Origin of the sequence: Methanofervidicoccus sp. A16 (genome assembly GCF_003351865.1) — an archaeon.
Taxonomy (GTDB): Archaea; AGJL01; Methanococci; order Methanococcales; family Methanococcaceae; genus Methanofervidicoccus.
Genome location: NZ_CP022242.1, coordinates 1121616 through 1144115 on the forward strand (window position 1 = coordinate 1121616; position 22500 = coordinate 1144115).

Consider the following 22500-nt stretch of genomic DNA (forward strand, 5'->3'; position numbering starts at 1 on the left):
AAAATAAAAATAAATCTTTTTTAAGTAAAGAAAAGTAAAAGATAGTACTCTCTAATAAAAAGAATTAATATCTAAAATTAAATGAAAAAAACAATTTATTTTTTAATAAATCTTTATTTTTTCTTCTTAATCCTATTTACTAACCTATTCACCTCATTTTCAGAGTATATCTTAACTCCATTCTTGTCTACCACTCCAAGGGAGATACCGTTACCTGAGTAGGCATCCCTCTCCATTGCAGATATAAGAGCCCTAACTGCTAGATCTCTACCTTTCTTTACAGTCATGTTTTTCCTGTATTCACTCTCCAAGACACCTAAGGCAGTTGGAGAACCAGACCCTGTGGCTGTAAAAGATGACTCCTCATTTATTCCACCTAGAGGGTCTAGAGAAAATAGTTTTGGACCGTATAGGTTGTCGTATCCCCCAACTAACAACTGGGTTAAAAAAGGAAAGTACCTACTGCCATGTAGTATATTACTTAGAAGTACTGCACAGGAGTGTGGTGGTATATAGGTTCCAGACCTTAGTCTATACAGCCTGGCCTCTGCAGAGATCCATCTAACGAGGGCCTGGGCATCTCCAACACTACCTGCCACAGTCATGGCTATATAATCATCTATCTTATATAACTTTTTCGCTTCTTTATCTGCAACTAAGTTGCCCATTGTGGCTCTCCTGTCGGTGGCAAGCACTACACCATCTTTGCATATAAGACCGATAGTGGTAGTCCCTTTCATATATTCCATATATAAGTCGTTGGACATCATCATCTAATCCTCCCCTCACAATTTTAACAGGTATTAAAAAATAGTAGTTATATTTTTTATTTTAATATTTATTATTATATAAAATTACCTTAAATTTTCTAGGGATCTATCACATAGATTCACTATCTCCCTTAAAGCCTCCTTGAGCACCTCTAGAGGATCCACCCCCTCCTTGGTTATAAGGGTTATCTTAGGGTTAGATATATACCTACCAGTTTCAGGATCTAAGACAGGGTGTTCTATACAGTAGGAGGCCATAACAACTTTATCCTCCATTTTTAATAAGATATCCTTAATTAAGTTACATAGTGAATGATCCTCATTTACTATCTCTAACTCTATACTGTTCTCACTTCTATTTAATACCTTTACGTATTCACTCATCATCTCTCCCCTTTAAGTAGTACTCCTTTATAAGTCTAGGATCCCTATTTAACTGTATTGTACCATCCTCTTCCACTCTAAAAAACTCCTTTTCAATACACTCCTCCAAGATATCCTCTATATCCTTTTTAGTAAGGTAGGAGAGAAGGACAAGGATGTTCTTCACAGGTTTTGAACCTATCTTTATTGTACTCAACCTTGGATCACTGCTTATACTGTTCAACTCCGCTAAGATCTTGTTAAATTCGTCGTAGGATAGTTTACACTTCATGCTACCACTATCTGTGTTATATATATAGTCAATATTTAACAACTCTAACGTCTCCATAATTAGATTTTTGTTTATAGGGAATTTCAACTCAGATAGTGAAAACTCGTAATATCCTTTTCGATCTGGATTGTATCTTCTATGGATTTTGTTTACCAAGGCTTTTACAGTTCTATAGTCCTCTGTAAGTTTATCTTTGTCGTACCCGTATATCTTAATTCTGAAGGTATTTATATCTTCGCATTCACTGTAGATGGTCTTAGATTCTACGGAACAGTTAATATCCATCTTTGATATTTCATTACAGAAATCTAAGATCTCCCTATTTGATGCTCTCAAACTTATAATTTTTTTCATACTCTCACCTAGAGATACACTATACTATAGAAATCTTTATATAAAGAAACCTTCAACCCAATCTTCGCTGCGATAGCTTTAACATCTGTACTTTCCAAGATGTACCTACATTCTCCTATTACATTTGTCATCTTTAGGCCCATATGATTAAAAATAACTAACTCAGGTTTTTTATTCATACTCTCCAGGAGGTCCACTAGATCATTGGAACATAGATGTCCCCTTATCCTCTTACCCCTCTCCCTCATAACGTTGGCTACAAGTATCCTAACTCCATCGAAGTCCTGAGAGAGGGAATCTATCTTTTCAGTATCTCCAGTATATCCAATATCCCCGTTGTATGTACTAACTCTTAAACCGATTCCAAAGGGATCCCCATGTTTTGTCTTCGTAGCAGTTAATTTTACATCATAAAGATTTACAGACTCTCCAGGATTTAGTACATGAACTCCCTCACACATAGATTGATGATATTTAGATATTGCATTCTCATACTTGCCAAACCCCTCTAAAACAGAGATATTACTTACAATATGTCCTCTCTTCTTTGTCATTCCCTTAGTCATAGCCTCTACTATTATCTCTGCATCTGTGTAGTGATCTGGATGATCGTGGGATACGAAGAGTATGTTTGTATCTAGAGGATTTATATTTAAATCTTTCATTCTCACCAACGTCCCAGGACCAGGATCTACATGTAGTCGTGTTTTTTCAGTATGTATTCTAAAACCTCCAGTACCCTTATTTTGATATATAGTTTCCCACCTACCTCCTCCGGCACCTAAGAATATTATATCTACCAAGATACCACATCCCTCTCATTTAATATTGAAAATTGATATTCTGTGAATATAATAAATTTTAGTATTAGGGAAAAAGGTTTAGAGGTTTTTAGTAAGTTTTGTAATTATTTTAGTTTTAAACTTTGTCTCAGGATTAATGATTTAGTTTGATATATTTATAAATAATCTTATTTTATTTTATTGATTGATATAAAAATAAAAACACTTAAAAGAAATAGGATCAACATTTGAAGGTTGAAAATACATCTCTTTCTAGAATTTTTTGAGTAATATGTTTTAATTCTAAGGAATGAGATAGATCATGTTTTATAAAATGGAGGATATTACAACCCTAGAGGTCTTTAAAGGGAAAAGATTAATAAATAAAATTTACATCTTTCATGTCTCCTGGTCTAGGTATATTACATTGATATTTTTAACACTGTCATTGATTTCAAGGACTATATAAGAACTAGTTATTACAAGATCTTCTCGATACTTTCTCTTAACATATATAGTTAAATTATCCCTACTGTATCTTACAACCTTCTCAACAGATAGGTCGTAGTCAAAAGGTTTCTTCCCACCATATATAAATATAACAGTTCTATTCTTCCATACATCTAGGTAGATGTAATAATCTGGGTTTTTTCTATCGCTGTATTTTCCATACTCTAAAATAGTATAGTTTATTATTTTAGGATACCTTATATATATTTTACTCTTGGAGTTATTTTTTGAATTATTTATTATATTTCTATTACTTATGTTGTTAGATGTTTCAACTCTTTTTGTAATGCTGTATGTTTTATTCTTTACTTCACTTATGTTATTAGATGTTTCAAATTCCTCTATGGTGTAGTTTTCACCGTTAAAACCTGGGGCTGTCCCTTTATTGTTGTTATGTACATAGCAATATAGTGAGGTAATTACAACAAATATACTTACAATTGTTCCTATTTTTAATATATTCATACTATCAACATAATAATTATAATTAAATATAAAAATTTATACTAAATCTTATCTCTGTTTCTTTTTAATAGAATTCTAAATAATGAAATAGAGTAGAGTAGTATAATCTCGATCGAATATCCTATTAAAAATTAATTTTTTTAATCATTATTGTTATTATTTTTATAAAAGAGTTTTCATTAAAAATTTCTTAATAAAAATCAAATATTATTATCAATTATATAATAAATTAACAAATCAATATATTTATAATTAAAATACATTAAAAATTTTCCTAACAAGAAAAGTGGAAGTAGAAACTCCATCAAGATTTAAGGTTTTGATATATATTTAATACCTTAGTTCCCACTAAGTAGTGATTAAAGGAACAATGAAAATAATCAATATAAAAAATATCTTAGGATCTTTCTAATCACTTAGGTAAGATAGGGGATCTTACTCTGATATCCACTACACTAGAAGGTTTACAGAGGATCATTCCCCTCCAATCTTCTTTTAAAAATGCTATATCTGGGATAATAGAAGTTTCTGTTTTTAAACATTATTCTTTATTTTTTATTTTAAAATCTTTTCTTATTTTTTATTTTTATTTTTATAATTATTTTTATTATTTTTAAACTATTCTTTTGATGGGAACTAGGGTGATTAAAAATAAATAACCTTTTTCCCTGGTTTTCTACACAATACTAAAAGACGGACTTTTCCAATTGGGTATTATAGGTAAACCTAAAATATACTCCCTAGTATTCTTAGTTTTATGTTTATTTTGTTCTATCCTTACCTCCCAAACCTCCTTACCCTCCTCTGATAATCCCTTATCGCCCTGAGGAAATCAATCTTTCTAAACTTAGGCCAGTAGATATCGCAGAAGTAAAGTTCAGAATAACTTGACTGCCATATTAAAAAATTGCTTATTCTCTCCTCCCCTGAGGTTCTTATTATCAGATCTGGATCTGGATGAGGAAGATAGGCAGTGTACAGGTGCTGAGAGATAGTCTCTACAGTTATATCCTCAATATTTAATTCATTATTTTTCACCTTTTCGGCGATCTTCTTGACAGCATCTACCAACTCCTGCCTACCTCCATATGCAATGGCGATATTGACCCTATACCTGTTGTAATTTTTAGTTCTCTCTTCAGCATACCTTATAGCCTCCTGCACCCTCTTAGGTAACAGATGTAGTCTACCTATAGCCTTTATACTAATTTCATATTTATGTACATCTGGGTCTTCAGCAATGGATCTAAACTCTCTCTCAAATAGATCCATTAATGCCTCTACCTCCTCCTTGGGCCTATGAAAGTTCTCTAAGGAAAATGAGTAGAGAGTAACTGTCTCGATATCCAAATCGATACACCACCTTATAAACTCCCTAACCTTCTTCGCACCTAAATAATGCCCCTTTATAGGTTTCTCCCCCAGTAATTTCGCCAACCTCCTGTTCCCATCCATTATAACTCCCACATGTTTAGGAACTTTATTTCTATTTATTTTCTTTTCAAGTATTTTCTCATAGATTTTCGATAACCCTACTTCGTTAAAAAAGTCGTAAATTTTAATTAGTAAGGACAACCCCACCACCAAACTCATCTCTTTTTGTAAATTTTGATAATAATTGAAAAATAGTATGATTTATAGTTATGTTATAGGAACTAATAAATTTTTGGATATAATATTTTATTTTTTTATAATTAATATTGAAATCCATTTAAAAATTATAATTATAAAAAAATTTAAATTTAAAATTAATTTTTTATAGGACTCTAAACACTAAAAAGAATACACGCCCATTTAATACTGTACTTGAATGTTATTCTAAGAAGTTATTATGATAAAGAAATTTAAATCAGCCATTATTATCATTTTTTATCATTAACAAGGTTTTTTAAAAACTTTACACTGTTGTAGTATCTGTCCCAGGAACCACTTCTACTTGTATCTATAAACCTTATTCTCCTTCTACTTAGCACTAAGGCTCCACACCCCTCAACTCCACATACAAGGGCTAGAGATCTGAAAATTAAATTACCTGATATACCATCTGGTGCCAGTATGACGTTAAAGCCCTCCTTTAAGTACTCCTCTAACACTATACCCTTATGTTCTATATGGACGTTGTACTTTCTCCCTATATAATCAACGACACCTACCGCCTCCTCTATTAACCTATCTACCCTTTTACTTCTACCGTAGTCAGAGAGTCTCCCTCCAGAGAGCACTCCGATCTTTACATCCTTAAATAGATTACTATCTTTCAAAAACTCCAATATATACTCTATAATAGTTATCTTATCCCTAAAACTGTTATCTTCCTCTATCTCATCTATTCCTACAGGAGTTAAAAGGAAGTATTCACCACTGAAGGGATTCCTTAGAATCGACGCCCTGTAGAATCTCCCTATATGTTTTCTCAGATAAGGGATCACCTCTGAGGAGGATAAATTTCCCCTTATCCCTCCTAACACATCACCCCTTAACACAGAATCTATCAACTCCTTAGAATCTTCAACAAGTCTTACATCTATCCCCTCACTTAAAAGTTTTTTATACGCCTTCAGTACCTCCTTACTATTACTACTATTGTAGTCTATCCCTATCAGATACATGATTATCAGTCTACTCCTCTATTTCATCGAACCTCTGGGTCCTCATCACTGTAAATGCAAAGAATGCCGGAAGTACAGCACCTCCAAGTATAGCCTCAGTTAGGGCAACATCTGGAGCCAGTAGGGATGTAAATACATATGCCAGTCCTAAACCTCCCAATCCAGTTAAAACTACACACTTAATAAGATCCTTCTGAGTTAAGGCACCGAGGTAGGAGAGTACAATAAGTATTAAAACTGCCCCGTCTATTACACTTAGAGACATGTCTTAACACCTTAATCTTTTTACTACCCTCTCCCTCATCCTGTCGTAGTAGTCTGCATTGGCTATGGCATGTGCAGCAAAGGGAGATAGAATTAGATAGAGAAGTGCCAGTAGTGGCCGATTTAAAACTAACATTATAAGTATACAGGCGAGATCTATAACACCTGCAATATGGATACGCGCATAAACCATGTTCTTTCCATCTTTCATAATCCATAACCTGTAAGACGCCAGTAGTATCCCTATGGAGGCTATTAAAAGTACTATCTCCTTTATAGGAACGTACATGTTTCACACCGTAATATTTAATCTATCCCATCAGTATTGATTTTTATTTTTAAATTATTATTTTAATTATAATAATTATATAAACCTTCCTAATTTAATAGCATTAAATCTACACATCTCATGACAACAGTAGCAGTTTATACATTTCTTTCTATCTATTTTGAAGGTCTCTAGAGATATGGCTCCTACAGGACATACCTCTTCACATACACCACATCTCTTACATCTTCTTTTATCTATTTTTGGTTTCTGTATCATAGTGAAGAATATCAATCTCACTATAAAAGGTGGTAGTATAGATGTTAGATAGAAGGTGTCTGGTTTTCTAAATTTCATCCTTGGAATATCTTTTAAATTCTTCTTTTTAACAGCCTTACCAACCTCTAAAATATCTAGCCTCTCCTCCCAGTTGCATTTCTCACCAATTAAAATCCTGTTAGTGAGAACATCCATGGGGTTATATCCTATGTAGTAGGTTGCAAAGATGTCTAAAGGGAGGGCATCCTTCGAGGCTATTACTATCTTGGAGTTTACAGGTCTTCCATTACTTGGGCCGTTACCTTCCATACCCCAGATACCATCCATTACTGAGATTATGTCCCTCTCTTTTACTAAAAATTTGTATAGTTCCACCAAAAGATATGCAAAGTCATACTCTCGAGGAAAACGCCCATGGAGTTTTGGCTTCAGCCCACCAGGTATACAGCCGTATAGGTTTTTAACAGCCCCGGTATACCTCATAAGAAGATGAGTTTTTAACTTTGGTAGATTTATAATTAGATCACTGTCTATAACTGTTTTTGGGATTGTTATAGTGGTATTTAGCAACTTTATCTTTACACTTCTATCCCTTTCAAAGGGTATAAAAGATATATCATATTTTTCACAGACTTCCTTAATCTTAGATACTTCGTAGGCCCTCTCTGTGGAGAACCCAGAGGACTCTCCTACTACAATCCTATCTTTATCTATTTTCCTTATCCCTATTAGATATCTAAGGACCCAATCTAAAAATTCTGGGTGTGTGGTAACATGCTTACTTGGAGAGAAGGGTCCCAGTATATTAGGTTTTATAAGTATTCTTTTGTAGTCTTCTAAGTTGTCAAAAATAAGATCTAGTAAGTTGTTGTAATTTTCAAGTAGATCGTAGTTCTTAACAATACTGTAGTACACTTCCATCATTACACCTGATAGGGCGTTTGACCCTACTATAAATATTTATGAATAAGGCTTTTATAAATACGAACTTCATTTTTAATCCTTCTTTTATAATTATGTACTAATGTTTTTAAACTAAATGGAAAATAAAAATAACAATTAAAATAAAAAGAGTAAAAGCCCTAAGAAATATAGAGTTGACAAAATCCTATTCTCCCTCTTTAGTGTTCACTGTAAAGTGGAGAAAATAATGGCGAGGTTTTACTATTTCAATGTATTAACTCTTTTTTAAATAATTTAAAGAATTTTTATTTTATTGATTATAATAATCCTTATTATTTTTATAAGATTCTCCATAGTTGTTGTTTGTTTAGTATAATTATTTTTGTTCATGACTATAAATCACATCTATTGTCATTATTTTTATTTTAACTTTTATCAGAAAATTATCAGAGAAAACCGTTAATAAAAAACATTCAATGGGATAACTATGGATACCATTAGAGTTATGGAAGATATACTTAAAAAAATAGTGTCTATAAGAAAAAACCAAGAAGAAGAGGATCTAAAAAATATATCCCATCTTATAAGGAATATGGATGATGAAATATACAGTCTTATAATATCTAGACTTAAAAAAGAAATTGAAATCGTTAAAAAGTACAAACCTCCAGTTAGGCCCGCCGTAGATCCCTTAGTATCCTCCTACTTGGGAGTTTACTCTGGGTTGGATTTTGCAGAGGAGTACGGGATGTTGATGGGATACCCAAGGTGTTGCATTGAATCCTTCAAATCTGTAAGGTTCGCCATAGATGAGGAGCATCTCAGGGAAGTTGAGGACTTAAAGGAGGAGGGAAAAGTTGCTGTAGTGATAACATCAGGTTTTATACCCTGTAGTTTAAAATGTAAGGAGGCTTGGAAGAGGTGTCTCATAGGTTCAGTGTCTCAGAGTGAGTATGAAAGTATACTTCAGTTGGAGGAGGAGTTATTTAGGGAACTTCCCCATTACCACGGTGGATATGGAGAGTACTATGAGAAAATTAAACTTAAATAAGCCCTAATTCCCATCAAAAAATTCTGATAAGAACAATAATAATTATAATAAAGTATAAAAAAGGTATTAAAATCAGAATAAAAGATAATCTCTTGGATGCTCTAGGATACTATAGAAGTGGAGTAGATCCTTCCTAATAGGTTGCTATTATTAATTTTTATTATAAAGTATTATATTTCAATATTATTATCAACCCTAATTCCCATCAAAAGGATAGTTTAAAGAATAAAATAAAAATTATTATAAAAATAATAAAAATAAAAAATAAAGGAAATGTTTAAAAACAGAAACTTCTATCATCCCAGATATAACATTTTAAAAATAAGATTGGAGGGGAATAGCCCTCTGAATATCTTCTAATACAGTAGATATACCAGAATATGATTCCTTATCTTACCTAAGTGTCTAGAGGGATCCTTAGGGTATTTAATAGTTTTTATATAGATTTTATACTGATTATTTTAATCATGATTTTTATTATAACAATTATCATTTTCACTGTTCTTTTAATCACTACTGATGGAAACTAAGGTTTTTTCTAGTCTTTTTTATTATTTTTATTATTTAAATCATTACTTTAATGGGAATTAAGGTTAAAATAAAATAAAATTAGTTATAAGAAGAATAATTAAAATTAAAAAATAATAAAGAACATTTAAAATCGTAATAAAGGACAAACTATAGGTGAAATAATAAAAATTGATCCTAATATCTTGGACAACACTAAACACTGGGAAAGTAGGGCTGGATTTCACCGATCTCTCTTTTTAAGAAGTTATCTGTCTCCCTTTTTATTTATTAATTTTTATAAATATCGTTATTTTTATTATAATTTAAAAAAACTATAAGAGATTAAAATAATTTATTAAAAAATAAGAGATTTAGAGATAAAAAACTTTCTTGAAGTTTTATCTATCTTCTCCAACTCCAATAACAGCAATCCCATCTACTACTCCCTCTATATCTACGGCGTCTACCATCTTACCCTCACTGAAGAGTGCCCTCTTAATGGACTTTATATGCTCCCTGGTTAATAAACCAAATTCAGTCTCAAGGCCCTCCTGGAGGATCTTCTCAATAGTTTCCTCATCTGCATTCCTTATAAAGTCCATAACCTTTTTAGAGTCTCTCTTGAACTGTGGACCTATCTTGGATTTATCAGGTATTACCTCTACTATTTTCTGCTCCAACTTAGGTTTTCCATTTATAACCTTTAACTCCTCAATATTCAAAGTACCCTTTATATCTCTAACAGCCTTTAATATCCTTTCATAATCTTTCTTATCCATCAGGTATATCTCAACCCTCTCCAACTTGGCATTTAGGGGCATACCTTTGTTAGCCTTGTATCTCCTTATAGAGACTACTACCTTCTTAGCCAACTCTCCAACACTCTCCCACTCATCATCTATCATATCCTCCTGGACTTTACACCAGGTGGTGTGAAGATTATCTACCTTGTATATATCTCCAACTATCTGGGCGAAGTGTGGTGCAAAAGGTGCTAACAGTTTTAATACGTTGGTTATTACGTAGTAGAGTGTATATAGACAGTTAAATCTATCTTTTTCAGATCCTTCATCCTCTTTATACAACCTGTACTTTACCATCTCTATGTAGTTATCACAGAACTCATGCCATAGGAACTTCTGGATATTGACGATGGTGTTGAACCTGTAGTTCTCCAGATCTTCAGTAACCCTCTTAATAAGTCTATTCAACTTACTGATTATCCAGAGATCCACTGGATTATCTAATGAAATATTCCCTTTCTCTATAACCTCTTTTATCTCCTCTATGGTTTTATCCTCTAAATGCATCCTTGCAAATCTTGCAGCATTCCAGAACTTCCTGAGGAATCGATAGTTGTAATCAACGTCCTTCCAGGCAAAGGGTACGTCGTTTCCAAGGGAACTGTTGGCAGCCCATATCCTAAGGGCATCTGCTCCATACCTCTCTGTGATCTCGGAGGGTTCTACTATGTTCCCTCTACTCTTACTCATCTTATGGCCATCCTCTCCAAATACCATACCGTTTATTATGATCTCCTCCCAGGGCTTCTTACCTGTTAGTGCTATAGACTTTACAACGGTGTAGAACGCCCAGGTTCTTATAATATCATGTCCCTGGGGCCTCAGTTGTACTGGGTAGTGCTCCCTGAAGAAGTCTTCATCTTCCAACCATCCAGTTATTACCATCGGCGTTATAGAGGAGTCCATCCAGGTATCTAATACATCCCTCTCAGGTATAAGGTTTTTATTTCCACATTTACAGGTGTAGGGACACTCCACAGTAGGATCTATTGGGAGATCCTCCTCCTTGGCAACTATTATCTCTCCACACTCTGGACAGTACCATACAGGGATAGGTGTGGCGAATATCCTCTGCCTACTTATACACCAGTCCCAGTCCATGTCCTCTATCCACTGTAGTAGTCTCTTCTTCATATACTCAGGAGTCCACCTGATCTCCTCAATAACCTTCCTGATCTCAGGTAACAACTTCTTTATATTTACAAACCACTGATCTCCAACTATGATCTCTATAGGTGTTTTACACCTCCAACATACACCTACATTCTGTTTTATAACCTCCTGCTTCAGGAGATAACCTTCCTTCTTAAGATCCTCTATTATCTTCTTTCTCGCCTCTTCCGTCTTCATCCCTGCGTACTTACCACATATCTCTGTAAGTTCTCCCCTCTCGTTTATGGCCTTTTTAACCATAAGTCCATGTCTATTTACCCATAGGACGTCTGTCTTATCTCCAAAGGTACATACCATTACCACTCCAGTACCGAAGTCCATCTCTACATCCTCGTCTCCATACACCTTAACCTCCTGGTTGAAGAGGGGCACCTTGACAGTTTTTCCAATTATATCCTTGTACCTCTCATCTTTTGGATTTACCACAATACCTACACAGGCTGGGAGTAGTTCAGGTCTCGTAGTTGCAATTATTAAATATCTATCTTCATCCTCTGCATAGGGGAACTTGATATAATTTAGATAAGTCTCCCTCTCTATGTAATTTACCTCTGCAAAGGCTATGGCAGTTTGACACCTTGGACACCAGTTGACAGGGTGTTTTCCCCTGTATATAAGTCCATCCCTGTACATCCTTACAAATGCAGTTTGAGACTTTTTGATATAATCAGGTTTCATGGTGATGTATTCCCTACTCCAGTCTATGGATATACCTAGGGATTTCACCTGTTCTCTCATCTTTTTAATGTTCTCCTCTGTAAGTTCTATACAGAGTCTTCTAAATTCCTCCCTGTCTATGTCAGATTTCGTTATATTGTGGATCTCCTCAACTTTTACCTCTGTTGGAAGGCCATGACAGTCCCATCCCTGGGGAAATAGTACATCGTAGTTATTCATCCTCTTAAATCTCGCTATTATGTCCATGTACGTCCAGTTCAAGGCATGTCCTAAGTGCATTTTTCCTGTAGGGTATGGTGGTGGAGTATCTATAATATAGTGAGGCTTATTTTCGTCATTTTTGAACCTAAAGATCTCTTCCTCCTCCCATTTCTTCTGTACAGTTTTCTCCAATTCTAACGGATACTCTTTAGGCATCTCCATAGTTCTCCCTACTTTATTATATTGTCATATGATTTGTAATTATTATTTAATATCCAAATATTAATAAAAAAATATTTATACTTTATAATACCCTATATATAAATATACCTAATAACTAACCTAACTACCTACACAAATCTTTATCGCACGTGGTTTTTATGCCTGATTTTTCAATAATAAATTTGTTTAAAATTAACGCTCCTAAAGAAAAAGGAAAACTACAAAATGCTAAAAATAAATTATCCAGCAAATTACCTGTAAATTTTCCAGTAAATTTCGAAGATATCGGAGAGGTTAATAGACGAACATTGGGCAGATGTATAGATATTGTAGCGTATAGAGCTGTACATCTATCCATAGTAAAGTATTTAGGATTTAACGCACTGTCTAAACTATATAATGCAGGAGCAGATTTTGGAAAAAGTTTGGGAGTGAAATCTATAGAAGAAATGATGGAATGTTTCGAATATTTAGGAATGGGTATTCCAAAATTGGTAAGTGAAGATCCTATAAAAATTCGTGTATATGAGTGCGCCTTCTGTTCAGGCCTTCCAAACGTTGGTAAAAGTGTATGTTACTTCGAAAGAGGAATCATAAAAGGATGTTTAGAAGAGATATTAAATAAAAAAATTAAAGTTGTGGAATCAAAATGTTATGCCAATGGTCACGACTACTGTGAGTTTGTAGCATATTCAAGATAATACTACACTAACTATTAAAAATAATATTTTTATATTAATATCTATATAATAATTTTCTATTTTTTGACTATGTATCTTTTATAATTCCTCACAAATTCTCTAATCCTCTCTAATTCAATTTCAGTAACACCTAGTATTTCACAGGTTCTATTTGCAATATAGGATTTACCGAAGAAAAGAGACACTGCACTGGTGAAGTTACGGGGAGTTCTTCCAATTTTAGCACTACCGAAATCTATAATATACACCTTAATAGGAGACCCACTTATTACAATATGCTTTCCTCCCTGTATCTCGCCATGATCTATTCCATGTATATCAAGACGGACACACTGTTTTAAAACTTCCTTTACAATGTTAAGATACTCTTCTTTATTTATATCTCCTCTGGATATATAATTCTTTAAGGTGATTCCTTCGATATATTCCATTATAAGGAAATCTCTAGAGAAGGTATATAACTTAGGACCAATGTTCAAGGCATTTACCTCTTTTAAGATACAGCCCTCCTGATATATAGTGTTTTTAGCATCTACCCTTGGTACCTTTATAGCAACTTCTCTGTTGTTATATACACCTTTAAATACTACTCCCCTATGCCCCTTACCAAGGATATCTAAGAGTGTTATATCATGGTTATTTAATATATCCTCCAACCTCTTCCAATCTACCAACCTACCTATAATTTTATGTTCCTTAAGTTTCTCTAAATTATGATCCATAATTTTCCCTTAATAATTATTATAAAAATAATATATAATGATTACTAGCAAATAATAGAGGGATATTATGGTAACGACTGTATTCAAAGATAAAAAAATCTACGAGAAATATAAAAGAACTGTAAGTGAAATCGCAGAGAAGATAAAAAATCATCAAGGATTAGTAAGAGTAATTACTCACTATGATGCAGATGGATTGGCCTCAGGTGCCATACTTATAAAGATGCTGTACAGGCTGAACAAGAACTTCCACCTCTCCATAGTAGAGCATCTAAATGAAAAGATCATCAATAGAATACACAATGAGTACAACAACCCTCTCTATATCTTCTGTGATATGGGTAGTGCCCATATTGACACGATTGCAGAGAGAGATATGAATGCCATCATCTTAGATCATCACCCTCCAAAGTTGAGATATACAAAGGTGGAGGAAGTACATCAACTTAATGCCCATCTATTCAACCTCAACGGGGCAAGAGAGATATCTGCAAGTGGTATCTGTTATCTAGTGGCTAGAGAATATGGATTTTACGATCTAAGTATATTCGCCATCATAGGTGCTATTGGAGATATGCAGCATGAACCTTTCATAGGTATGAATAAATTTATAGTAAATGAGGCTAGAGAGTACAGATATCTAAGGAGTATAATAAAAGATATTATCTACAACGCCTACGACCTACCTATCTGGCAGTCTATAATGTACTCTACAAGGCCTTATATTAAGGAGTTAAGTGATGAGGAAAGTGCAATAAACCTACTTAAGGAAGTAGGTATAGATCCTAATAAAACATACTTAGAGGGAGAGGAGAGAGATAAATTAGTTTCTGCACTTAAGAGGTACGTAGATGAGTCTCAAATCGTTGTAGACAGGTATATTATAAACCATAAGATAGAGGACGCCTTCTATCTATCAGAGATCCTAAACGCCTGTGGTAAGAAGGGTATGGGTTCAGTGGGTATAGGTGTTGCCTTAGAGGATGATGAATGTATTAAGATAGGAAAGGAGATGTATATTAGATACAAGAGAGAGATAATAGAGCAACTTAAGAGTATAGAACTCCACAAATTAAACAATATAGAGTACTTCTTTGGAAAGAAGGGCACCATTGGACATATGGCATCCTTACTAGTAAGAGATAAACCAGTTATAGGTATCTACGAGGAGGAAGGATACTATAAGATATCCTCCAGGGGTAATAGATTATTGGTAGAGAGAGGGTTGGATCTCTCAAAGGCTATGGGTATCGCCTCCCAGTTTGGAGGTAGTGGTGGAGGCCATAACATAGCCTCTGGAGCTAGAATACCTAAGATATATCTTAATGCCTTCTTACAGAAAGTGGATGAAATTGTAGGAGATCAATTAAAAGGTGAAGAGAAAAGAATTGATAAAGAGAGTGAGGATATTGGAAAAACAGATGATTTACTGTCTTAATTTCTTAAAAAAATAAAATAATAATTAAAAAATAAATAAATTAAAAATATAAAAATTAAAAAAGGAATAATATTTATATAAAAACCCTAGTTCTCATCAAAGAATAGTTTAAAAATAATAAAGATAATTATAAAAATAATAAAAATAAAAAATAAAAAAGTTCAAAAAACAGAAAACTCCTATCATCCTAGATACAAAAAATTTTAAAAATAATATTGAAGGAGAATGATCCTCTGTATATCTTTTAATACAGGTATTCAGAATAAGATCTCCTATCATACCTATGTGTTCAGAAAGAACTTAGGATATTCAATAGTTTTTATATGATTTTATACTGATTATTTTAATCATGTTTTTATTTAACAATTATCATTTTCACTGTTCTTTTAATCACTACTTGGTGGGAACTAAGGTTTTTTTCTAGTCTTTTTTATTATTTTTATTTTAATTATTTAAATCGTTACTTTGATGATAATTAAGGTTTATATAAAAGAATTAATAAAAAAGAGGAAAAAACTTCTAAAGAAGAAAGATTAATAGAAATCCCGTTCTATTTTTCCAGTACTCTATATAGTTCAGAGAATATAGATAATATTTTAACTTTTCCCCTAAATATTTATTTTTCGTATTTGTTCTTTCTTTATCTTTAGAGTATTAATAATTTTAATAAATTTTGTTTATGATTTTAATCATTTTTTTGATTATAATTATTATTCTAAATTCTTATCAAAATTCTCATAAAATTAATAAATATCAACCAATAAGAAATAATCATTATCAACAATAATGAAAAAATAATATGAAGAAATTGTTCAAAAAATAGAGACTTCTTAATTTTTTTAATATAATTTTGGAAGTAAAAACTTGTTAAAAAGATCAGCAATCTTCCATTTACTACTGAGAATATTTTAGAGGAAGAAGGTAGATCCCTCCTTAACAGGATCGGTTTATGAACTATTTTGATAATTATATTGATCTATTGAGATTTCTATTCTAAACTATAATTGGCGGATATCCTTAAAATATAACGAGGAAATTTTTCCATTCTAATTTTATAATATTTAGGAAACATTTTAAAAATGATAGATATTGTCAATAATTTTTACTTTTTTATTATATATTTTCTTTTTTTAGTAATCTCTATAGAATTTTTATTACTACTTTTTCTAATATATAAGGTTATAGATCCAATCTTACCAAAAATATAAAACGATAAAAACTATAAAAATAATTCTTTATAATTTAGAGTTTATACCATCTATTCTATTAGAATCTGTCCTACTCTCTGCATTCAAAGGATTATTGATGGAAACTAAGGTATCATTAGAACTATTTTAAATTATTATTAAGAGAAACATTTTTAAATGAATACATAAAGTTTAAACACATGTATCAACATCCTTAAAAGAATAAAATATATAAACAATACAATAAACCTTTTTTAGAAATAAAGTTGTCAAAAGGTGAAAACCCTATGAGTGATAACCCCTATATTAAAAACACGGATTTAGAGGAGTTAGAAAGAATAGCCAAAAAGATAAGATATAACATCGTAAAGATGATAGGACTGGCCAAATCTGGCCATCCTGGTGGTTCTTTATCTGCAACTGACATTATAGTGGCGCTGTACTACAGAATAATGAATCATGATCCAAAGAACCCAGATAAAAAAGACAGAGACATATTTGTATTAAGTAAAGGGCACGCCTGTCCTGCACTATATGCTGTTCTTGCAGAGTTGGGATACTTCGATAAGGAGGAACTGTGGAAGTTGAGGAAAGTTGGCGCCCTACTTCAGGGACATCCCTCTATAAATATCCCAGGGGTTGAGGCCAGTACAGGATCTTTAGGACAGGGCTTCTCAGTGGCTGTAGGGATGGCTTTGGGATGTAAATTAGATAAACTAAATAACACCGTCTACGTCCTCCTGGGAGATGGAGAGTGTCAGGAGGGGCAGGTATGGGAGGCTGCGATGGCAGGTTATCACTACAAACTCGATAACTTAATAGGGTTTGTAGATAGAAATAGACTCCAGATAGACGGCTGTACTGAGGATGTTATGTGCTTGGGAGATATAAAGGAGAAATTTAAAGCCTTTGGGTGGGATGTATTTGAGATAGATGGGCATAACTTTAAAGAGATAATAGATACTGTCAATACTGCGAAGTCCTTAAAGAACGGCAGACCTAAGATGATTATAGCAAATACTATCAAAGGTAAAGGAGTTTCCTTTATGGAGAATAACGTTGGCTTCCACGGTAAGGCTCCAAATGAGGAACAGTTGGAGAGGGCACTTAAGGAACTCTCTTAAGTTATCTATTTTTAAATAATAATATTATTAAATATTTTTAAATAATAATATTATTAAATTATTAAAATTTTTTAGTAAAATAAAAAGGAGAAAGTATGGTAAAGATAGGAGCCTCTATACTCTCTGCAAACTATGGATATCTAAAGGAAGAGGTTAAAAAGGTAGAGAAGGCTGGTGTAGATTTCATCCATATAGATATGATGGATGGACATTTTGTACCTAACATCAGTATGGGTATAGGGATAGCCAAGTATGTAAAAAATATAACTTCCCTACCTACTGAGGTCCATCTTATGGTGGAAAATCCAAATATGTTTATACCTATTCTTGCAGAGGATGTGGATATGATCTCTTTCCATATAGAGACCTGTAGATTTCCCTTCAGGACTATAAACCTAATAAAGGAGAAGGGTTCCAAACCTATAGTGGCTCTCAATCCCTCAACACCTATAAACAGTATCGAGTACATCTTAGATGAGGTTTATGGAGTACTTGTAATGACTGTGGAACCTGGGTTCGCAGGACAGAAGTTTATACCTCAGATGCTCAGGAAGATTGAGAAATTAAGAAAACTTATAGATAAAGAAGGACATAACGTTCAGATCTTTGTAGATGGAGGTATAAATTTAGAAACCGCTCCAAAGGTGGTGGAGGCAGGTGCAGATGTACTTATCTCCGCCTCAGCAATATTCAATTATGGTGATGTAGGAGAGGCTGTTAGAAAACTAAGGGAGGCAGTGAAATTTAGACAACAGTAAAGGGTGAAGTTATGAGGTACAAACTAGGTGAAAAAAAGGGTATGAGAACCGCCTATGGAGAGACGTTAGTGAAGTTAGGGAAAGAACTTCCAAATCTTGTAGTTCTAGATGCAGATCTCTCTGGATCTACAAAAACTGTCATGTTTGCAAAGGCATTCCCAGATAGATTCTTCAACGCAGGTGTTGCAGAGCAGAATATGATGGGCATGGCTGCTGGACTTGCCAGAACTGGGAAGGTAGTATTTGCCTCTACCTTCGCCATGTTTGCAACTGGGAGGGCATGGGAGCAGATAAGGAACTCTATAGCATATCCAAATCTAAATGTAAAGATCGTTGCAACCCACAGTGGTATAACTGTGGGGGAAGATGGAGCAACCCATCAGATGACTGAAGATATTGCTATAATGAGATGTATCCCAAATATGAGAGTTATATCTCCGACAGATTACTATGAAACGAAGAGTGTAATAGAGTGGTGTGCAAGGAACGAGGGACCAGTCTATGTAAGGATGCCGCGGAGAGATACTGAAACTGTATTCTCCAGTGAGGAAGATGCTAAATTCCAATTTGGAAAGGGTAGAATATTAGAGGATGGTTCAGATCTGACGATTATAGCCACGGGAGAGATGGTACCTGAGGCTATAAAGGCGTTGGAACTGCTAAAAGAGGATGGAATAGATGCCCAACTGATATCTATGGCTACGATTAAGCCTATAGACGAGGAGATGATAGTTAATTCTACAAATGATTTCATAGTATCTATAGAGGATCACAACATCATAGGGGGATTGGGAAGTGCAATAGGTGAAGTAATTGTAGATCATGGCTTAAATAAGAGACTTTTAAGGATAGGTATAAGGGATGTATTCGGTATATCTGGAAGTGCTACAGATCTACTGAGGTACTACGGGTTAGATGGAGAGAGTATATATAGAAGGATAGTGGAAGAACTTAGAAGATAAAAGTGATTTTAATGAGGTTGAAAATCGGTATCCTCGAGATATTAGTGATATTGTCTATCCTAATAACCTCTGGAGCTCTGGTATATAAATTTCTGTCTTCATCATCAGATAGTACCTACCACTTTGATGGAGATCAGATGTACAAATGTGCATGGATCTCTGAAAAGATCCTATCTAAGGGTTTTCCTCTTTATGCAGATATCTACGGTAAATGGACTAGTACTGGAGAGGAATTTAACGATACAGTACTCATAGTTAGAGCCTGTGGTGGAACTCTTTATGGGATATACAATAATCGATCTATAAGTATTGGAGGAAGGATGGCTTATAAGGAGGACATAGCTGCCGAGAAAATCGTTTTAAAACCTTTAGGGAACACAATTATATCCTATAAAATGGATCCTGTTGAGGGGTATTCCTTCAAGGATGTAAAGGACAAAATAGAAAACAGTATTGACTCCTATAAGGATTTGAATATTACTATACTTGAGACTTATGTCTCGGGGATTTTTGCTGTAGATTCAAAAACCTACACTCCTACTGAACAACAGTATATTAGAAATAAGATAGAAGATATGAATAATATGTATGATGTAAAATTATACTTTTTAGATAATGGATTAACAATAGGGGGGAAATATATTATAGATAACCTAGAGATCTACGACAGTATAATAGACCCTAAAAAAATACTTACGTCTAAAATAACAGTGTATTTAGTAGTAAATGAGACCTTAAATGAATTACCTAGAAATATAACCTTAGATAATCAAGTAATAACTTTAAAATAAAATCTTAACAATTTTTCCTGTTTATTATAATACTTTAATAATCAATAAAAATCAATTAATTATAATTTAAAAAAATGTGTTCATAGGAGATCTGGGTACTTGAAAAGAAGAGTAATTTCTATTAAGGTTTTATCGACCCAGCAAAAAATATTTATAAATAATAGACAGACTCCTTATCTATGATAGAAGTTTTACTCCTTTTTAAAGTGTTTTAGAGGTATTTCAGAGAAAAATAAGACTAATATAAAAAAGTTTTTAACTATATTTTAATTATAATTATAATGTTTATTTTAATTTTAATTTTTAATTATTATTTTTAAAGTTAAAAAATTTTGAAGTAATGTAATGAATAATACATAAAATCCCAATATCTTCTGGTTTGGAAAGAGGAAAAACTCCCTATAATAATATTACCCTAGTTCCCATCATAAGAATAGTTTAAAAAATAGTAAAAAATAATTATAAAAAATAAAAAAAATAAAAAAATGTTTTAAAAAACAGAAGACTTCTATTATCCTAGATACAAAAAATTTAAAAAGAAGATTGAAGAAGAATGATCCTCTGAAGATCTCCTATATAGGAATTCAGAATAAGATCTCCTATCTTAACTAAGGGTTCGGAAATATCCTAAGGATATTTAATATTACCCTGGTTCCCATCAAGATTGTAAGAAGAATAATAAAAAATAATTAAGAAGAATAATAATAAAAAATAATAATATTGGATACTGGATAAACAAGTAATTATCACTTTGATGGGAAGTAGGGCATTAATAATAGCAGACTGTTAGGGAGGATCTACTCCACTTCCATTTAGTATCTTAGAGTATCCCAGGAGAGATTATCTTTTATTTAATTTTAATATTTTCTTTTTATTACTTTTATTATAATTATTCTTATCAGAATTTATTGATTATTTCATTATCGATGATTTTTGATTATAATAATTATCATTTTCATTGTTCTTTTAATCACTACTGATGGGAACTAAGGTAATAAATATTATTATAACTACACTATTAAAAATCTAAATTAGATAATTACAACAAGGATTATCATGATATGGAAAAGAGAATATATCAATAATAAATTAGAAGGACACCATCTATTTTTAATACTAACCTCTATATTTATAGTACTTACCAGCGTATCCTACTATACTGGTATCTTAGTACTTTTCAGTGCCCTAGTGTTTTATATCTCTTTTGTAGTTGGTAAAAGACTTTATAGCATCTTAGAATTAGACAGTCTATTGAATGAAACTAATCTGCAAATCTCAAAAAGTAAAAATAGACATAAAATAAACTACTTAAAACACTATATCTTCGGTTTAACGCTAATGATTATAGGGTTATTCTTTTTAGTTTTAGATATCCTCTGGGCAGGAGGTGTGCCTCTATTTGATCTAACCTCTAAAAAGTTTTTAAGTCCTTTCTACACTATGTTGTCCCGTCTCTTAATCTTAGGATGGGCTATAGTGGTGGCCTCTAATTTGTCCCTGGATAAAATAAGGGCAATAATATACTCCCTAATCTTTTCAAGTGTTGTAATGCTCCTAGGATATAGGACCAGTGTAGTAGTACTTTTAATGTCTACCCTTTTTGTCCTATACTATACCAACAGAATAAAAAATAGAGAGTTGCTACTATTTGCCTCTGGGATATTTATCCTACTACTACTTCTTTCTATAATTAAACTGAAGATATTAGGTAGTGGAGGTATTCCCTTACTGTCGAGAATGGATCTAACAATGAGCGTATTGGATATAATAGTCCATAACTTCAACGGTGTATTTAACGGGTATTTAATATACTGTGCCATATACTCCTACTTTGGAATGGCTCCAGGTCCAAGAACTGTTGTGGCCAATACTTTAGGTATCCAAGGTGTTACCATAACTCCAACAATATTTGGAGGAGTAATTGGAGACTATGGAATATTAGGTATCGTCCCATACTTCGGAATATTAGGCATATTTATGGGATTCCTCTACAGAATTGCCGAAAGTTTTAAAGGAATATACTTGGGAGTTTACGCTGTAATGCTTTCCTATCTATTAGTGGCTATTGAAACAGGTATTTTGGATTTAGATGTGATATTGTATTACATCTTTGGGTTTTTATTATGTGTTTATATTTTAATAAAGAAATACAGATTGTATTTTAAGGTTAAAAATCCTATTGATATTCTTATAAAAAAGGAATAAATATTAAAAGTTGTAGAGTTTATTATTATTTATTGATAATAATTTTTATATAAAAAACTATTAAAACTCCCAATCCTTTTATCTTTTTAACTAAAATTTACACAAAAAATAAGTG

General features: G+C 32.8%; 20 protein-coding genes. 8 read left to right on the top strand and 12 right to left on the bottom strand.

Features of this window, described 5'->3' with window-relative positions; genetic code table 11:
- Positions 1 to 113: 113 nt before the first annotated feature.
- From psmB to CFE53_RS05230, 10 genes are all read right to left on the bottom strand, one after another.
- Positions 114 to 749, bottom strand: coding sequence for an archaeal proteasome endopeptidase complex subunit beta (gene psmB, locus CFE53_RS05185; RefSeq protein WP_148121170.1), 636 nt, complete (start codon positions 747 to 749; stop codon positions 114 to 116).
- 105 nt (positions 750 to 854) lie between these two features.
- Positions 855 to 1157 (bottom strand): DNA-directed RNA polymerase subunit L, encoded by a 303-nt coding sequence (locus CFE53_RS05190; RefSeq protein ID WP_253254743.1) that lies wholly within the window; start codon positions 1155 to 1157, stop codon positions 855 to 857.
- Positions 1147 to 1779: a DUF2067 family protein gene (locus tag CFE53_RS05195; protein WP_148120797.1), complete on the bottom strand. Its 633-nt coding sequence runs from the start codon at positions 1777 to 1779 to the stop codon at positions 1147 to 1149. The genes CFE53_RS05190 and CFE53_RS05195 overlap by 11 nt, the downstream gene beginning before the upstream one ends.
- 8 nt (positions 1780 to 1787) lie before the next feature.
- The gene (locus CFE53_RS05200; protein WP_148120798.1) at positions 1788 to 2585 is read right to left on the bottom strand and encodes an MBL fold metallo-hydrolase; all 798 of its coding nucleotides are present in this window, start codon (positions 2583 to 2585) and stop codon (positions 1788 to 1790) included.
- Positions 2586 to 2960: 375 nt separating this feature from the next.
- Positions 2961 to 3536: a hypothetical protein gene (locus CFE53_RS05205; protein ID WP_148120799.1), complete on the bottom strand. Its 576-nt coding sequence runs from the start codon at positions 3534 to 3536 to the stop codon at positions 2961 to 2963.
- Between the two features lie 777 nt (positions 3537 to 4313).
- Entirely contained in the window at positions 4314 to 5129 is an 816-nt protein-coding gene (gene uppS, locus CFE53_RS05210; protein WP_148120800.1) for a polyprenyl diphosphate synthase, read from the bottom strand.
- A 269-nt stretch (positions 5130 to 5398) separates the two neighbouring features.
- Positions 5399 to 6145, bottom strand: coding sequence for a methanogenesis marker protein Mmp4/MtxX (gene mtxX / locus CFE53_RS05215; protein ID WP_148120801.1), 747 nt, complete (start codon positions 6143 to 6145; stop codon positions 5399 to 5401).
- 10 nt (positions 6146 to 6155) lie between these two features.
- Entirely contained in the window at positions 6156 to 6410 is a 255-nt protein-coding gene (locus CFE53_RS05220) for a DUF4040 domain-containing protein (RefSeq protein WP_148120802.1), read from the bottom strand.
- A 3-nt stretch (positions 6411 to 6413) separates the two neighbouring features.
- Positions 6414 to 6698 carry a cation:proton antiporter gene (locus CFE53_RS05225; protein WP_148120803.1) on the bottom strand — a complete coding sequence of 95 codons (285 nt, stop codon included), beginning with the start codon at positions 6696 to 6698 and terminating at the stop codon, positions 6414 to 6416.
- Between the two features lie 75 nt (positions 6699 to 6773).
- The gene (locus tag CFE53_RS05230; protein ID WP_371677920.1) at positions 6774 to 7877 is read right to left on the bottom strand and encodes a DUF362 domain-containing protein; all 1104 of its coding nucleotides are present in this window, start codon (positions 7875 to 7877) and stop codon (positions 6774 to 6776) included.
- Positions 7878 to 8346: 469 nt separating this feature from the next.
- Between CFE53_RS05230 and CFE53_RS05235 the strand changes: the two genes are divergently transcribed.
- A complete protein-coding gene (locus CFE53_RS05235) occupies positions 8347 to 8910 on the top strand; it encodes a DUF483 domain-containing protein (RefSeq protein ID WP_148120805.1) in 564 nt (187 codons plus the stop codon).
- Positions 8911 to 9818: 908 nt separating this feature from the next.
- Here the strand turns inward: CFE53_RS05235 and CFE53_RS05240 are convergent.
- Positions 9819 to 12497, bottom strand: coding sequence for a valine--tRNA ligase (locus tag CFE53_RS05240; RefSeq protein WP_148120806.1), 2679 nt, complete (start codon positions 12495 to 12497; stop codon positions 9819 to 9821).
- Between the two features lie 158 nt (positions 12498 to 12655).
- On the opposite strand from CFE53_RS05240, the gene CFE53_RS05245 reads away from it, so the two are divergent.
- Positions 12656 to 13198 (top strand): V4R domain-containing protein, encoded by a 543-nt coding sequence (locus tag CFE53_RS05245; protein ID WP_148120807.1) that lies wholly within the window; start codon positions 12656 to 12658, stop codon positions 13196 to 13198.
- 56 nt (positions 13199 to 13254) lie between these two features.
- Here CFE53_RS05245 and CFE53_RS05250 read toward each other — a convergent pair whose 3' ends face one another.
- The gene (locus tag CFE53_RS05250) at positions 13255 to 13920 is read right to left on the bottom strand and encodes a protein kinase (protein ID WP_148120808.1); all 666 of its coding nucleotides are present in this window, start codon (positions 13918 to 13920) and stop codon (positions 13255 to 13257) included.
- A gap of 67 nt (positions 13921 to 13987) precedes the next feature.
- On the opposite strand from CFE53_RS05250, the gene CFE53_RS05255 reads away from it, so the two are divergent.
- The 6 genes from CFE53_RS05255 to CFE53_RS05280 all read left to right on the top strand — a co-directional run bounded on the left by CFE53_RS05255 (position 13988) and on the right by CFE53_RS05280 (position 22385).
- Positions 13988 to 15358, top strand: coding sequence for a DHH family phosphoesterase (locus CFE53_RS05255; protein ID WP_148120809.1), 1371 nt, complete (start codon positions 13988 to 13990; stop codon positions 15356 to 15358).
- 1474 nt (positions 15359 to 16832) lie between these two features.
- Entirely contained in the window at positions 16833 to 17669 is an 837-nt protein-coding gene (locus CFE53_RS05260; protein ID WP_148120810.1) for a transketolase, read from the top strand.
- A gap of 95 nt (positions 17670 to 17764) precedes the next feature.
- Positions 17765 to 18427 carry a ribulose-phosphate 3-epimerase gene (gene rpe / locus CFE53_RS05265; RefSeq protein WP_148120811.1) on the top strand — a complete coding sequence of 221 codons (663 nt, stop codon included), beginning with the start codon at positions 17765 to 17767 and terminating at the stop codon, positions 18425 to 18427.
- 11 nt (positions 18428 to 18438) lie between these two features.
- On the top strand, positions 18439 to 19389 hold the full coding sequence (locus CFE53_RS05270) for a transketolase family protein (RefSeq protein WP_148120812.1): 951 nt from the start codon (positions 18439 to 18441) through the stop codon (positions 19387 to 19389).
- 11 nt (positions 19390 to 19400) lie between these two features.
- Positions 19401 to 20180 (top strand): TrmB family transcriptional regulator sugar-binding domain-containing protein, encoded by a 780-nt coding sequence (locus CFE53_RS05275; protein ID WP_148120813.1) that lies wholly within the window; start codon positions 19401 to 19403, stop codon positions 20178 to 20180.
- Between the two features lie 1056 nt (positions 20181 to 21236).
- Positions 21237 to 22385, top strand: a complete 1149-nt coding sequence (locus CFE53_RS05280; RefSeq protein ID WP_148120814.1) for an oligosaccharide repeat unit polymerase family protein — start codon at positions 21237 to 21239, stop codon at positions 22383 to 22385.
- The last annotated feature ends 115 nt before the right edge of the window (positions 22386 to 22500 follow it).

Coding starts and splice junctions, on each gene's coding strand:
- CFE53_RS05250 (WP_148120808.1), bottom strand. CDS start 13,920: ATGGATCATAATTTAGAGAAACTTAAGGAACATAAAATTATAGGTAGG.
- mtxX (WP_148120801.1), bottom strand. CDS start 6,145: ATGTATCTGATAGGGATAGACTACAATAGTAGTAATAGTAAGGAGGTA.
- CFE53_RS05205 (WP_148120799.1), bottom strand. CDS start 3,536: ATGAATATATTAAAAATAGGAACAATTGTAAGTATATTTGTTGTAATT.
- CFE53_RS05190 (WP_253254743.1), bottom strand. CDS start 1,157: ATGATGAGTGAATACGTAAAGGTATTAAATAGAAGTGAGAACAGTATA.
- rpe (WP_148120811.1), top strand. CDS start 17,765: ATGGTAAAGATAGGAGCCTCTATACTCTCTGCAAACTATGGATATCTA.
- CFE53_RS05275 (WP_148120813.1), top strand. CDS start 19,401: ATGAGGTTGAAAATCGGTATCCTCGAGATATTAGTGATATTGTCTATC.
- CFE53_RS05225 (WP_148120803.1), bottom strand. CDS start 6,698: ATGTACGTTCCTATAAAGGAGATAGTACTTTTAATAGCCTCCATAGGG.
- psmB (WP_148121170.1), bottom strand. CDS start 749: ATGGAATATATGAAAGGGACTACCACTATCGGTCTTATATGCAAAGAT.
- CFE53_RS05230 (WP_371677920.1), bottom strand. CDS start 7,877: ATGGAAGTGTACTACAGTATTGTTAAGAACTACGATCTACTTGAAAAT.
- CFE53_RS05220 (WP_148120802.1), bottom strand. CDS start 6,410: ATGTCTCTAAGTGTAATAGACGGGGCAGTTTTAATACTTATTGTACTC.
- uppS (WP_148120800.1), bottom strand. CDS start 5,129: ATGAGTTTGGTGGTGGGGTTGTCCTTACTAATTAAAATTTACGACTTT.
- CFE53_RS05195 (WP_148120797.1), bottom strand. CDS start 1,779: ATGAAAAAAATTATAAGTTTGAGAGCATCAAATAGGGAGATCTTAGAT.
- CFE53_RS05270 (WP_148120812.1), top strand. CDS start 18,439: ATGAGGTACAAACTAGGTGAAAAAAAGGGTATGAGAACCGCCTATGGA.
- CFE53_RS05280 (WP_148120814.1), top strand. CDS start 21,237: ATGATATGGAAAAGAGAATATATCAATAATAAATTAGAAGGACACCAT.
- CFE53_RS05245 (WP_148120807.1), top strand. CDS start 12,656: ATGCCTGATTTTTCAATAATAAATTTGTTTAAAATTAACGCTCCTAAA.
- CFE53_RS05240 (WP_148120806.1), bottom strand. CDS start 12,497: ATGGAGATGCCTAAAGAGTATCCGTTAGAATTGGAGAAAACTGTACAG.
- CFE53_RS05255 (WP_148120809.1), top strand. CDS start 13,988: ATGGTAACGACTGTATTCAAAGATAAAAAAATCTACGAGAAATATAAA.
- CFE53_RS05260 (WP_148120810.1), top strand. CDS start 16,833: ATGAGTGATAACCCCTATATTAAAAACACGGATTTAGAGGAGTTAGAA.
- CFE53_RS05235 (WP_148120805.1), top strand. CDS start 8,347: ATGGATACCATTAGAGTTATGGAAGATATACTTAAAAAAATAGTGTCT.